Annotated in this window: 10 protein-coding genes; 8 read left to right on the top strand and 2 right to left on the bottom strand. The window is 72.2% G+C overall.

Annotation, left to right across the window (positions count from 1 at the left end; translation table 11 throughout):
* Position 1 precedes the first annotated feature (1 nt).
* Both DDJ31_RS31815 and DDJ31_RS31820 read right to left on the bottom strand, forming a co-directional pair.
* Positions 2 to 1,567 carry a CocE/NonD family hydrolase gene (locus DDJ31_RS31815; RefSeq protein ID WP_127176960.1) on the bottom strand — a complete coding sequence of 522 codons (1,566 nt, stop codon included), beginning with the start codon at positions 1,565 to 1,567 and terminating at the stop codon, positions 2 to 4.
* Between the two features lie 116 nt (positions 1,568 to 1,683).
* Positions 1,684 to 2,451, bottom strand: a complete 768-nt coding sequence (locus DDJ31_RS31820) for a hypothetical protein (protein ID WP_164784857.1) — start codon at positions 2,449 to 2,451, stop codon at positions 1,684 to 1,686.
* Between the two features lie 209 nt (positions 2,452 to 2,660).
* On the opposite strand from DDJ31_RS31820, the gene ggt reads away from it, so the two are divergent.
* The 8 genes from ggt (at position 2,661) to hydA (ending at position 13,322) form a co-directional block, all read left to right on the top strand.
* Positions 2,661 to 4,460 carry a gamma-glutamyltransferase gene (gene ggt / locus DDJ31_RS31825; protein ID WP_127176959.1) on the top strand — a complete coding sequence of 600 codons (1,800 nt, stop codon included), beginning with the start codon at positions 2,661 to 2,663 and terminating at the stop codon, positions 4,458 to 4,460.
* Positions 4,461 to 5,005: 545 nt separating this feature from the next.
* Positions 5,006 to 5,257 (top strand): helix-turn-helix domain-containing protein, encoded by a 252-nt coding sequence (locus DDJ31_RS31830; protein ID WP_127176958.1) that lies wholly within the window; start codon positions 5,006 to 5,008, stop codon positions 5,255 to 5,257.
* A 144-nt stretch (positions 5,258 to 5,401) separates the two neighbouring features.
* Positions 5,402 to 6,943: a hypothetical protein gene (locus DDJ31_RS31835; RefSeq protein ID WP_127176957.1), complete on the top strand. Its 1,542-nt coding sequence runs from the start codon at positions 5,402 to 5,404 to the stop codon at positions 6,941 to 6,943.
* A 154-nt stretch (positions 6,944 to 7,097) separates the two neighbouring features.
* Entirely contained in the window at positions 7,098 to 7,940 is an 843-nt protein-coding gene (locus tag DDJ31_RS31840; RefSeq protein ID WP_127176956.1) for a nitrilase-related carbon-nitrogen hydrolase, read from the top strand.
* Positions 7,937 to 9,226: an aspartate aminotransferase family protein gene (locus DDJ31_RS31845; protein ID WP_127176955.1), complete on the top strand. Its 1,290-nt coding sequence runs from the start codon at positions 7,937 to 7,939 to the stop codon at positions 9,224 to 9,226. The genes DDJ31_RS31840 and DDJ31_RS31845 overlap by 4 nt, the downstream gene beginning before the upstream one ends.
* A 24-nt stretch (positions 9,227 to 9,250) precedes the next feature.
* Positions 9,251 to 10,825, top strand: coding sequence for a PucR family transcriptional regulator (locus DDJ31_RS31850; protein ID WP_127176954.1), 1,575 nt, complete (start codon positions 9,251 to 9,253; stop codon positions 10,823 to 10,825).
* Positions 10,826 to 10,980: 155 nt separating this feature from the next.
* Entirely contained in the window at positions 10,981 to 11,823 is an 843-nt protein-coding gene (locus DDJ31_RS31855) for a nitrilase-related carbon-nitrogen hydrolase (RefSeq protein WP_127176953.1), read from the top strand.
* A gap of 98 nt (positions 11,824 to 11,921) precedes the next feature.
* The gene (hydA, locus tag DDJ31_RS31860; RefSeq protein WP_127176952.1) at positions 11,922 to 13,322 is read left to right on the top strand and encodes a dihydropyrimidinase; all 1,401 of its coding nucleotides are present in this window, start codon (positions 11,922 to 11,924) and stop codon (positions 13,320 to 13,322) included.

A 13,322-nucleotide genomic window follows, 5' to 3' on the forward strand; every position in this document is an offset into this window, starting at 1 on the left:
ATCACTGCTCGCCGAGCGGAATCGACACGTACGACGGGTCGTGACCGGGCGAGGAGAAGGTCAGCCGCGCGCCGGACGGGTTGTGCTCGACGTAGAGCGGGTCGACGGTGTCGACGACCAGCGCCAGCCGGTGCCCCGCCGGGACGTCGTAGGCCGTGGAGTACAGCTCCAGGTCGACGCCGAACGGCCTGCCCGGCGTCCGCCCGTGGAACGTGTAGGGCGCGTTGCTGACCAGCTTGCCGACGCCGAGCGGGCCCACGTCGTAGAGGTAGGCGATGAGGGTGCCGCTCTCGGCGGTCGGGGTGAGGGTGGTGTGCAGCGCGGCGGTGCCGCGCACCCGCTGGGCCGCGGTGTACTTCTCCGACTGCCACACGGCCGCCCAGCGGCGCGGCAGCAGCGGCAGGGAGGCCATGGGCGGCGCCTTGGCCAACTGGTCGAGGACGCTGGAGAGGAAGACCACCCCGGCGTCGGCCCCCGAGTCGACGTTGGTGTGGAGGGTCGTGGTGCCCGCGAGGGCGATCTTGTGTTCGGTCGCGGCCACCGACTTCCAGTCCGGGTAGCCCTCGTAGCCGCCCGTGGAACGGGACTTCAGCCGCACCGGCTGCTCGCGGTCGACGCCGTTGTCCGCGCCCTTGAGGTAGTGGTCGAACCAGCGCGCGGTGTCCGTCCACACGTCGTTGGGCAGCCCCAGCAGGCCGGTCAGCTCGGCGGTGGCGTGGTCGCCCGGACGGAACTGGAGCCGCTTGGGGCCGGTCAGCTTCTCGTAGAAGTCCGCGTACTGGTTGGGCGGGAAGATGGTGTCGCCCCAGGCGTTGGCCAGCATGACCGCCGCGCCGTTGCGGTTGATCTGGTCGACAAAGTTACTGGCCGAACGTTTCTTCCCCCAGGCGATCAGATCCGGCTCCTTGGCCTGGTCGGAAGAGTAGAAGGCGTCGAAGATCTGCCGCAGTTCGGCGCTCTGCCGGCCGGTGACCAGGCTCGCGCCGTCCAGCAGGGCGGTGGCCTGGAGGTGCTGGGTGCGTCCCGAGTAGATCGAGTCGATCAGGTCGGCCCAGCCGCTGAGCGCGGCGACCGCCTTGACGCGCGGGTCCTTCGCGGCCGTCAGCAGCCCGATGCCGGCGCCGTAGGAGACGCCCGCCATGCCCACGTGGCCCGCGTCGGCGGGGGTGTGGGCGAGCGCCCAGTCGATCACCTGGGAGGCGTCGGCGGTGTCCTGCGGCCCGGCGACCTCGATCTCGCCGCCCGACTGCCAGAAGCCGCGCACGTTGTAACTCACCACGACATAGCCGGAGTCGGCGAGCTGCTGGGCCTGCGCGACGTACTCGACCTGGGGCAGCCCCCAACTCGTGGGCAGCACGAGCAGCGGGTAGCGGCGCGTGCCGTCGGCGCCCGCGGGGGTGACGACGTTCGCCTTCAGGACGGTGCCGCCGTCGCCGGCGATGTCGACGAACCGGATGCCGGTGGCGGCCTGCGCGGTGGGAGCGGCCACCAGGGCGCCCGCGGCGATCAGGCTCACGGACACGGCGCTCACGGTGGTGGTGCGCAGGGCCCCTCGGCGGTTTCCCACGGGTCACTCCTCAAGTGCGTGGCTGCAAAGTGACCCGACGGTAACCGCGGCTTCTTACTCTGGGTAACCCGCCGTTGAGTCACGTGGCGGTAACGATTGCCCGAAGGTGCCGGGGCTCAGGTCGCGCGGTGCGTGCTGCGCGGGGTCGTCGCAGGTGCGGGCGTCGGCAGCGGCGCCTGTGCGGCCCGCGTCACGTCCGCGACCAGTTCCACCACATCGGGCCCGTACGCCTGCGAGTTGACGACCTTCAGCAGCAGCACGAACGACGCGTTGCCATGTTTGCGCCACAACCGCTCGTGCCGGCGCGCGAGATACCGGGTCGCCGCCTGGTTGGTGATCGCGCGCTGGCCGCAGAAGAGGAACACCGGCCGCACCTCGCGGCTCTGCCCCGCGGTGAGCCGGGCCAGGATCACGTACTCGGCGCGGCCCGCCTCCAGCCGGTAGCGCTCGCTGCCGATCTGGAACGCCCCGCGGTCCGGGCCGGGTTCGGGATCGACGTTCACCCGCACCCCCGGCAGCAGCGAGGCGAGATGCGCCATCATCCGCCGGTTGGAGGCCGGACCGCCCACACAGAACTCGGTGCGCTCGCCGAACCCCTGCTGCGCCGCGTCGTGCGCGACGATCTGCGCGTGCGCGTTGCAGTCCTTGACGATCGCGGCGAGTTCGAGCAGCGCGAACACGTCGTGGCGCATCACGGTCAGTTCGGGGCCGCCCGCCTCCCGGTTCACCACGAGCAGCGACTCCGAGTTGTCGGGCAGCCCGAAGAACGCCTGCTTGCGGCGGAGCCGGCGCTTCCAGAGGTAGGTGCGGGCCAGCCAGCCGAGCGCGGCACTGAGACCGGCGGCCACGACGCCCAGGACGATGGTGAGCACGTCGTCAGTCATGGGCGCGCATGGTAGCGGGCTCGCGCAAACCCGTGTTCGAGTCCGGCAGCGCGGCCCCCTCAGGAGGGGGCGCCCGTCGTGACGGCATCGCAGCATTCACTCCCCTGACCCGGCACGTCGACGGTGTCACCCGTGCGCCGTCGGCGCGCTCCTGACGTGGCCATGGTGATGCCCTAGGCTGCCTGGACGATCTCTGCCTGGAGGTACGGATGCGTCGCCCTGTCGCGCGAAAACTGTCGGTCCTGGCGGTCTCGGCCGCCGTGGTGTCGGTGGGTGCCACGGCGCCACCCGCGGCCACCAGCGGCACCCCGACGAAAGTCCCGGTCGCGGTCGGCTACGGCGGCGCGGTCGCCAGCGTCGACGCGGACGCCTCGGCGGCCGGTATCGAGGTCCTCCGCAAGGGCGGCAACGCGGTGGACGCCGCCGTCGCCACGGCCGCCGCCCTCGGCGTGACCGAGCCGTACTCCTCCGGGATCGGCGGAGGCGGCTACTTCGTCTACTACGACGCCAAGTCCCGTACCGTGCGCACCATCGACGGCCGCGAGACCGCGCCACTGACGGCCGACTCCGGCCTCTTCACCGAGAACGGCAAGCCGCTCGCCTTCGCCGACGCCGTCACCAGCGGCCTCAGCGTCGGCACGCCCGGCACGCCCGCGACCTGGCAGACGGCTCTCGACCGGTGGGGCAGCAAGCCGCTCGCCGGGGTGCTGAAGCCCGCCGAGCGGCTCGCCCGCGACGGCTTCACGGTCGACGACACCTTCCGCTCGCAGACCGCCGCGAACGAGACCCGGTTCCGCTACTTCCCCGACACCGCCAAGCTGTTCCTGCCCCGAGGGAAGCTCCCGGTCGTCGGCTCCACCTTCAAGAACCCCGATCTCGCCCGCACCTACGCCGAGTTGGCCCGCAAGGGCGTCGGCGCCATCTACCGCGGCGACCTCGGCAAGGACATCGTCGCCACCGCCAACAAGCCCCCGGTCGACCCGGGTTCGGGCTGGAACGCGCGGCCGGGCAAGCTCTCGGTGAAGGACCTCGCCGCCTACCGCGCCAAGCTCCAGGCACCCACCAGGACCAAGTACCGCGGCCTCGGCGTCTACTCCATCGCGCCGTCCTCCTCCGGTGGCACCACGGTCGGTGAGGCCCTGAACATCCTGGAGCGGACGGACCTCTCGAAGGCGAGCGAGGTCCAGTACCTGCACCACTACATCGAGGCCAGCCGGATCGCGTTCGCCGACCGGGGGCGCTGGGTCGGCGACCCGGCCTTCGAGAAGGTCCCCACGAAGGAACTGCTCTCCCAGAAGTACGCCGACTCGCGCGCCTGCCTGATCAAGGACGACGCCGTCCTCACCAGCCCGCTCGCGCCCGGCGACCCGCGTCGTCCGGCCCCCTGCGGGGCCGGCGGAACGGCCGCGCCGACGACGTACGAGGGCGAGAACACCACGCACCTCACGACCGCCGACAAGTGGGGCAACGTCGTCTCCTACACCCTCACCATCGAGCAGACCGGCGGCAGCGGCATCACCGTGCCCGGCCGCGGCTTCCTGCTCAACAACGAGCTGACCGACTTCTCCTTCAGCCCGGCCAACCCGGCCGTGCACGACCCGAACCTGCCGGGGCCCGGCAAGCGGCCGCGCTCGTCGATCTCGCCGACGATCGTGCTCGACAAGCACGACAAGCCGGTCGTGGCGCTCGGTTCGCCCGGTGGCGCCACCATCATCACCACCGTGCTCCAGACCCTCACGGAGTTCGTCGACCGCGGCCTCCCGCTCGTCGACGCCATCGCCGCCCCCCGCGCCAGCCAGCGCAACGCGGCCACCACGGAACTCGAACCCGGCCTCTACGACAGCGCGTTGAAGACGAAGCTCGCGGCCATCGGCCACGCCTTCACCCTCAACCCGGAGATCGGCGCGGCGACCGGCGTCCAACGCCTGCCCAACGGCAAGTGGCTGGCGGCGGCGGAGACGGTCAGGCGGGGCGGCGGCTCGGCGATGGTGGTACGGCCCGCGCGGTAGGACGGAGCGGGGCCACGGGGGCGGAGCGGGGGCGTGGGTTCTGAGCAGGGGCACGGGTCCTGAGTGGAGCCGCAGGTTCTGAGTGGAGCCGCAGGTTCTGAGCGGAGCCGCAGGTTCTGAGCGGAGCCTCGGGTCCGGAGTGGTGCCGGGGGGCCGGCGCGGGGCCTTCCGGCACCGGGTGGGCTTGCCCCCGGACCGCTGGCCCCCCCGGACCCCCGGCCCCCCCCGGGCCCCGGCCGCCCGCGCCGGTCCATCGGCACCGAGGTGCCGGATGCTTCGCGCTGAGGTCGCCCGGTGCCGTCGCCGTGACGGCGCCGGGCGACGGCGGCGGGCGCCCGGCGCCCCAAGGGTCGCCTCGTCCAGTCCCAGCAGGGAAACGCGCACGTCAGCGGCGTCCCGTCCGGTGATCAGGCCGCGGCCGGCGACTCGCCCCGCCCCGCGCGCGGCGTCGCTCGACGGCGCTGCCCTCAGCCCCGTCGCGGCCCTGTCCCAGTGCTGTCCCGGCCCCCTCGCGCCAATTACTATACCGGTATTAGAATGCCGTCATGGTGCGCACCCCTCTCACCCCCGAAGAACGCGAACGCGGCGAACGGCTCGGCCGGCTGCTGCGCGAGTCCCGTGGCGGCCGGAGCATGGCGGACGTCGCCGCCTGCGCCGGCATCTCCGCCGAGACGCTCCGCAAGATCGAGACCGGCCGCGCCCCCACCCCGGCCTTCTTCACGGTCGCCGCCCTCGCCCGCGCCCTCGGTCTCTCGATGGACGAACTGGCCGGTCTGTGTGAGGCCGCCCCTGTGTGAATGGCATGAGTCCGCCCGTCCCGCACCCCCGCACGGCGTCAGCGGCGTAGCGTGCGTTCCGTCGGAAAACTCGCTGTAGCGCTCCCGTAACACCGCTCGTGTTGGCTACGGACCGGAGTGCTCCGGTCTGGTGGGAGTTGGGCGATGGACGTGGATCGACTTCCGGGACAGGTGCGGGAGTTCACGCACTACCTGGCCGGTCTGCTGGCCCGCGTCGACCACGGCGGCGGCTGGTGCGCGGTGTTCTGGCAGCGCGACCCCGACGGCATGCGGGCCTGCCTCGACGGCCGCGAGATCCCCCCGTGGGACGTGATCGAGGCGCTGTTGCAGGATCTCGCCGCCGCCCAGGGGCCGGAGGCGGCCGACCGGGAGCAAGACCGGGCCCGCGATCTGCACTTGGCCGCCCTCGACGCCTACGACGCCAGGCCCGGCGGCCGGGACGCACTCGGCGACCGGCTCGACGTCATGCTCCGCGAACAGCGCTACGCGGCCGAACGCCAGGCGGAACTGGGGCGGTTGCTCACCACCGCCACCACCCGCGAGGCCGCCGACGCCCTCCGCCTCGACCTCGCCTGGGCCCACGACGACCATGAGCGCGCCACCGCCCGCTGCGCCGAACTCCGCACCCGTATCACGGAGTCGGACCGCAGAGGCCGGGCCGGCGACACGGAGACGGCGCGGCGGGGGAGCGGCACGGGAGTCCCCCAGCCGCGCACCCCGGAGCGAGCCGGACACCACGACCCGCACGATCCCCACCCCCCGTACGGCACCCCGCACCCGAACGACCCGTACGACCCGAGCGATCCGTACGACCAGAACGACCCGTACGACCGGAGCGACCCGTACGGCACCGCGCACGCCGACGACGCCTACGACGCCTCGCACTCCGCCACCGCTCCGTCCGACGCCGTCCCCTCCCGCCCCGAGGTCCCCGAGCCCGCCGCCAGACCCCGCAAGCGCCGGCGCGGCGGTGCCCGGTTCGCCGGGATGGCCGCCGACGACGTCGCACCCGTCGTCGTCCCGCCCGCTCCCGCCCCCGGCGGTGAGACGGCCGCGCCCGGTGCGGGCGGTCGGCGGTCCCCGCGGGGTGCCCGGTTCGCCGGGGGCGCCGCCGTGGCGGCGCCGGCGGAGCCACGGCCCGAGCCGCCGGCCGACGCCGGGACGCCAGGGGAGGTCGTCGAGGCCGTCGGGAGGCTGCTGCGGCTGCGGGCCGAGGGGCGCAGCGGTGAGGCGCATGTGCTGCTCGTCGAGTGCGCGCACTGGCCCGCCGTCCGGTTCCCGCCGCTCGCGGCCGAACTCCAGCGGGCCGGGCTCGGCGCCGACTGGGCCACCCTGCTCTGGGAGGCCGCCTCGCTGCCCGCGGACCGGCTGGTCGCGGCGGCCGACGCGCTGGTGGCCGCCGGGCGCGCGCCCGACGGCGAGCAGGTGCTGCGCCAGGGCGTCGCCCGCCCCGCCCCCGAAATCGCCGAGGCCGTCCTCGGCCTGGTGGGGGAGGGGCGCGGGCGCGAGGTGGGCGCCCTGCTCGACGCCTACGTCAGGGTCCGCACCCCCGAGGAGGCGGTCCGCAGCGCCGAACCCGACCCGGGGACCCTCGTACCGCTGCTCCTGGCGGCCGCGCGGGGGGTTTCGGAGCAGCGGCACTGGGATCTGGTGCACGCGCTGCGGGTCGCCGGTCTGGCCGGCTGAGGTCGGCACTCGCCCACCTGAGTGCGAAACGTGATCGACTCAGCGGGTTAACGACGATGGTCTTGGCAAGGCCGCCGGGGAGGCTTACGTTCGTCCCTCTACGTCCTTCGTCTACGGGCGTAGAGGGACGAACGTCCCGTCGAAGGAGCAGCTCATGGCCAACGTCGTCCGCGCGGCCCTGGTCCAGGCCACCTGGACCGGAGACTCCGAGTCCATGGTGGCGAAACACGAGGAGCACGCCCGTGAGGCGGCCCGCCTCGGCGCGAGGATCATCGGCTTCCAGGAGGTCTTCAACGCCCCCTACTTCTGCCAGGTCCAGGAGCCGGAGCACTACCGCTGGGCCGAGCCGGTGCCCGACGGGCCGACCGTGACCCGGATGCGGGAGCTGGCCAGGGAGACCGGCATGGTGATCGTCGTCCCGGTCTTCGAGGTCGAGCAGTCCGGGTTCTACTACAACACGGCCGCCGTGATCGACGCCGACGGCAGCTACCTCGGCAAGTACCGCAAGCACCACATTCCGCAGGTCGCCGGGTTCTGGGAGAAGTACTACTTCCGTCCCGGCAACGCCGGTTGGCCGGTCTTCGACACCGCCGTCGGCCGGATCGGCGTCTACATCTGCTACGACCGGCACTTCCCCGAAGGCTGGCGGCAACTCGGACTCAACGGCGCGCAGTTGGTGTTCAACCCGTCGGCCACCTCGCGCGGCCTCTCCGCCTACCTGTGGCAGTTGGAGCAGCCGGCCGCGGCCGTCGCCAACGAGTACTTCGTCGCCGCCATCAACCGGGTCGGGCAGGAGGAGTACGGGGACAACGACTTCTACGGCACCTCCTACTTCGTCGACCCGCGCGGCCGGTTCGTCGGTGACGTAGCCAGTGACACCTCGGAGGAACTCCTCGTGCGGGACCTGGACTTCGACCTGATCGAGGAGGTCCGCCGGCAGTGGGCGTTCTACCGCGACCGGCGGCCCGACGCGTACGAGGGGCTGGTGCGGCCGTGACCGACGACCTGCTGGGACGCCACCGGGACGTCCTGCCCGACTGGCTCGCCCTCTACTACCAGGACCCGCTGGAGATCACGCACGGCGAGGGACGGTACGTCTGGGACGCCCACGGCACCAAGTACCTGGACTTCTTCGGCGGCATCCTCACCACCATGACCGCGCACGCCCTGCCCGAGGTCACCAAGGCGGTCACCGAGCAGGCCGGGCGGATCATCCACTCCTCCACCCTCTACCTGAACCGCCCGATGGTCGAACTGGCCGAGCGGGTGGCCCAGTTGAGCGGCATCCCGGACGCCAGGGTCTTCTTCACCACCTCGGGCACCGAGGCGAACGACACCGCGCTGCTGCTCGCCACCACCTACCGGCGCAGCAACACCATCCTCGCGATGCGCAACAGCTACCACGGCCGCTCGTTCAGCTCGGTCGGCATCACCGGCAACCGCGGCTGGTCCCCGACCTCGCTCTCCCCGCTCCAGACGATGTACGTGCACGGCGGGGTCCGCAACCGCGGCCCGTTCGCCGCCATGGACGACGACGGCTTCGTCCGCGCCTGCGTCGACGACCTCACCGACCTCCTCGGCCACACCCGCCCGCCCGCCGCCCTGATCGCCGAGCCGATCCAGGGCGTCGGCGGCTTCACCTCGCCACCCGACGGCCTGTACGCGGCCTTCCGCGAGGTGCTGAGCGAGCGCGGCATCCTGTGGATCGCCGACGAGGTGCAGACCGGCTGGGGCCGCACCGGCGACCACTTCTGGGGCTGGCAGGCACACGACCGCAACGGCCCGCCCGACATCCTCACCTTCGCCAAGGGCATCGGCAACGGCATGTCCATCGGCGGGGTCGTCGCCCGCGCCGACATCATGAACTGCCTGGACTCCAACAGCATTTCGACGTTCGGCGGCACCCAGGTCACCATGGCGGCCGGGCTCGCCAACCTCACCTATCTGCTGGAGCACGACCTCCAGGGCAACGCCCGCCGGGTCGGCGGACTACTCATCGAGCGGCTGCGGGCCGTCGCCGCGCGGGTCCCACACGTGCGCGAGGTGCGCGGGCGCGGGCTGATGATCGGCGTCGAACTCACCACGCCGGGCTCCGACCGGGCCGACCCGGACGCCGCCTCCGCCGTGCTGGAGGCGGCCCGCGCGGGCGGCCTGCTCATCGGCAAGGGCGGCGGCCACAACACCAGCGCGCTGCGGATCGCCCCGCCGCTGTCCCTCACCGTCGCGGAGGCCGAAGAGGGCGCCGCGATCCTCGACCACGCTCTGAGGAGCCTCGACCAGTAGTGAACTGAGCAAGGGAACACCGCCATGACCACCACCTTCGCGCCCCTGGAGCGCCTCGAACCGGCCCTGTCGGTACGGCAGGTCCTCACCCTGGAACGGGTGCTCGCCGGGGAACCGGAGGTGGTGGCGGGCGCCGGGCAGCTCGACCGGCCGGTGCGCTGGGTGCATGTCGCCGAGGCGCCCGACGTCGGTGTGATGCTCACCGGCGGCGAGATGGTGCTGACCACCGGGGTGCTCCTCGCGGGCGACGAGGAGAAGCAGGCCGAGTACATCCGCTCGCTGCACCGCGCCGAGGCCGCCGCCGTCGTCCTGGGCCTCGGCCGGGCCTTCCCCGCCCCGCCCGACGTGATGCGCCGGGCCGCCGAACGGTGCGGCCTCCCCCTGGTCGTGCTCCACCGGCCCTTCCCCTTCGCGGAGTTGACCGAAGAGGTGCAGTCCAGGCTGGTCCGGCGGAAGTTCGCCGCCGTCAGCCTCTCCGAGGCGGTCCGCACCGCCCTCACCGGCCTGATCACCGCGGGCGCCCCGCTGCAACGCCTCCTCGACGAGGTCGCCGCGCACAGCGCCTGCCCGGTCGTCGTCACCAACCTCGCCCACCGCGTCCTCGCCACCGCGGGCGAACGCTCGGCCGTGGACGACGTGCTGCGCGACTGGGAGCGCATCGCCCGGCAGGCCGGCCACACCGAGGGCGACGGCTGGATCCGCGCCGAACTGGGCGGCAGGGGCGAGCGCTGGGGCCAGATCGTGCTCTGCGGGCACCGCGGCGACACCGCCACCGGACGCCTCCTCGCCGACCGCGCCGCCGAGGCCCTCGTCCTGCACCGCATGCTCGGCGGCAGCTCCGCCCACACCTGGGAGGAGCAGTCCGCGCAGAGCCTGCTCACCGACCTGCTCAGCGGTGTCGTCCCCGCCAGGCAGCTGCTGCCCAGGGCGCGGGCCGCGGGACTGCCCGTCAACCGGCGGACGTTCGTGCCGCTGGTCGTCCGCGAGAGCGAACCCGGCCAACTCGACCGCGTGCTGCGGATGCTGGGCATGTCAGGGCTGGTCGCCGAACTCGCCGACCGGGCCACCGCCGTGCTGCTCAGCCTCCCCCGCGACCAGGAGGCCCAGACGCTCACCGGGCACTTCGCGGCCCGGCTGCGCTCCGAGACAGGCCCCCCGGGCGCCGTGGTGGCCGCCGCCGAACCGCGCACCGCCTGGGACGACGTGCCCGCGGGACTGCGCGAGGCCCAGCACGTCGCCGACGCCGTCGCCGACCACTCGGCCGCCCTCGACCTGCCCGCCGTCGTCCGCCTCAAGGACGTCCATCTGCGCGGCCTGATCAGGCTGTTGCGCGACGACCCCCATGTACAGGCCTTCGCGGAGCGGGAGTTGGACGGGCTGCTGTGCGCGGCCGACGAGGACCTGCTGGCGGTGCTGCGCACCTACCTCGCCACCGGCCGCAACAAGTCCCGCACCGCCCAGCTCCACCACGTCTCCCGGCCCGCCCTCTACCGCCGCCTCGAAGCCATCCAGGCCCGGATGGGCGTCGACCTCGACGACTTCGAACAGGCCGCCTCGGTGCACATCGCGCTCCTCGCGCATGACGCGCAACAGGGGTGAAACATGAAACGACCTGGGAGAACGGCGGTGAAACATGCGTCGGCGAGGACGTGACACGGTGGTACGCCAGGCGCCCGCAGACGTGACACGGTGCACCTCAACGCCCGCTTTCGGACTTCCTAGCCTTCTGGCACACCGAGTGACCGGAGGTCCCGATGAGCAGAGTGATCCGCGCCGCCATCTTCCAGACGGCCTGGACCGGCGACAAGGAATCGATGATCCAGGTACACGAGCAGGCGGCCCGCGACGCGGCCGCGCAGGGCGCTCAGGTGCTGTGCTTCCAGGAGCTGTTCTACGGACCCTACTTCTGCCAGGTCCAGGACAAGGCGTTCTACGAGTACGCCGAACAGATCCCGGACGGACCCATCGTCAAGCGTTTCCAGGCGCTCGCGAAGGAGCTGGGACTCGTCCTGGTGCTGCCGATGTACGAGGAGGAGCAGCCCGGCGTCCTCTACAACACGGCCGCCGTGATCGACGCCGACGGCAGCTACCTCGGCAAGTACCGCAAGCACCACATCCCGCAGGTCGAGGGGTTCTGGGAGAAGTTCTACTTCCGCCCCGGCAACGCCGGCTGGCCCGTCTTCGACACCGCGGTCGGCAAGATCGGCGTCTACATCTGCTACGACCGCCACTTCCCGGAAGGCTGGCGGGCGTTGGGCCTGGAAGGCGCCGAGATCGTCTTCAACCCGTCGGCCACCTCGCGCGGACTCTCCCGCTACCTCTGGCAGTTGGAGCAGCCGGCGGCGGCCGTCGCCAACGAGTACTTCGTCGGCGCCATCAACCGGGTCGGCGTCGAGGACCTCGGCGACAACGACTTCTACGGGACGAGCTACTTCGTCGACCCCGAGGGCCAGTTCGTCGGCGAGGTCGCCGGCGACAAGGAGACCGAACTCGTCGTCCGCGACGTGGACCTGGCCAAACTCCGCGAGGTCCGCGACCGCTGGCAGTTCTACCGGGACCGCCGTCCCGACGCGTACTCCCCGCTGACCGCTCCCTGACCGCGACCGCCCGCCCCGGCGGGCCCGGCGCACGGGGACCGGGCCCGCCGGGGAGATCCGCGGAGCATGCGCCACCGTCCTGTTGAGGAGAGGGAGTTATGAGTCGAACCGTCATCCGTGGTGGCCTCGTGATCACCGCGTCCGACGAACTGCACGCCGACGTCCTGATCGAGGACGGCCGGATCGCCGCCCTCGCCGCGTCCGGCACCACGGCGGCCGAGGCGTGGACCGCCGAACGGACCATCGACGCCACCGGCAAGTACGTCATCCCTGGCGGCGTCGACGCCCACACCCACATGGAGATGCCGTTCGGCGGCACCAAGGCCGCCGACACCTTCGAGACCGGCACCCGCGCCGCCGCCTGGGGCGGCACGACGACCATCGTCGACTTCGCCATCCAGAGCGTCGGCGGCGCCCTGCGCGAGGGGCTCGACGCCTGGCACGCCAAGGCCGAGGGCAACTGCGCCATCGACTACGGCTTCCACATGATCGTCTCCGACGTCAACGACGGCACCCTCAAGGAGATGGACCTGCTGGTGCAGGAAGGAGTCACCTCCTTCAAGCAGTTCATGGCCTACCCCGGCGTCTTCTACTCCGACGACGGCCAGATCCTGCGCGCCATGCAGCGCGCCGCCGACAACGGCGGACTCATCATGATGCACGCCGAGAACGGCATCGCCATCGACGTCCTCGTCGAACAGGCCCTGGCCCGCGGCGAGACGGACCCCCGCTACCACGGCGAGGTCCGCAAGGCGCTCCTGGAGGCGGAGGCCACCCACCGCGCCATCAAGCTCGCCCAGGTCGCCGGAGCACCCCTGTACGTCGTGCACGTCTCCGCCGCCGAGGCGGTCGCCGAACTGGCCCGCGCCCGCGACGAGGGCCTCAACGTCTTCGGCGAGACCTGCCCGCAGTACCTGTTCCTGTCCACCGACAACCTCGCCGAGCCCGACTTCGAGGGCGCCAAGTACGTGTGCAGCACGCCCCTGCGGCCCCGCGACCACCAGGCCAAACTCTGGCAGGGGCTGCGCACCAACGACCTCCAGGTCGTCTCCACCGACCACTGCCCCTTCTGCTTCGTGGGCCAGAAGGAGCTGGGCCGGGGCGACTTCTCGAAGATCCCCAACGGCCTGCCGGGCGTCGAGAACCGCATGGACCTGCTCCACCAGGCCGTCGTCGACGGACACATCTCGCGCCGCCGCTGGATCGAGATCGGCTGCGCCACCCCGGCCCGCATGTTCGGCATGTACCCGAAGAAGGGCACCATCGCCCCGGGCGCCGACGCCGACGTCGTCATCTACGACCCGCACGCCGAGCAGATCGTCTCCGCCGAGACGCACCACATGAACGTCGACTACTCGGCGTACGAGGGCAAGCGCCTCACCGGCCGCGTCGAGACGGTCCTCTCGCGCGGCGAACCCGTCATCACCGAGCGGGAGTACACCGGGCACGCCGGCCACGGCGTCTACACCCCGCGCTCGACCTGTCAGTACCTCAACTAG

Source organism: Streptomyces griseoviridis (genome assembly GCF_005222485.1).
Taxonomy (GTDB): domain Bacteria; phylum Actinomycetota; class Actinomycetes; order Streptomycetales; family Streptomycetaceae; genus Streptomyces; species Streptomyces hintoniae.

Bases quoted from the DNA above. Each gene is read 5' to 3' on its own strand.
- DDJ31_RS31855 (WP_127176953.1), top strand. From the start codon at position 10,981: ATGAGCAGAGTGATCCGCGCCGCCATCTTCCAGACGGCCTGGACCGGC.
- hydA (WP_127176952.1), top strand. From the start codon at position 11,922: ATGAGTCGAACCGTCATCCGTGGTGGCCTCGTGATCACCGCGTCCGAC.
- DDJ31_RS31850 (WP_127176954.1), top strand. From the start codon at position 9,251: ATGACCACCACCTTCGCGCCCCTGGAGCGCCTCGAACCGGCCCTGTCG.
- DDJ31_RS31820 (WP_164784857.1), bottom strand. From the start codon at position 2,451: ATGACTGACGACGTGCTCACCATCGTCCTGGGCGTCGTGGCCGCCGGT.
- DDJ31_RS31830 (WP_127176958.1), top strand. From the start codon at position 5,006: ATGGTGCGCACCCCTCTCACCCCCGAAGAACGCGAACGCGGCGAACGG.
- ggt (WP_127176959.1), top strand. From the start codon at position 2,661: ATGCGTCGCCCTGTCGCGCGAAAACTGTCGGTCCTGGCGGTCTCGGCC.
- DDJ31_RS31835 (WP_127176957.1), top strand. From the start codon at position 5,402: ATGGACGTGGATCGACTTCCGGGACAGGTGCGGGAGTTCACGCACTAC.
- DDJ31_RS31840 (WP_127176956.1), top strand. From the start codon at position 7,098: ATGGCCAACGTCGTCCGCGCGGCCCTGGTCCAGGCCACCTGGACCGGA.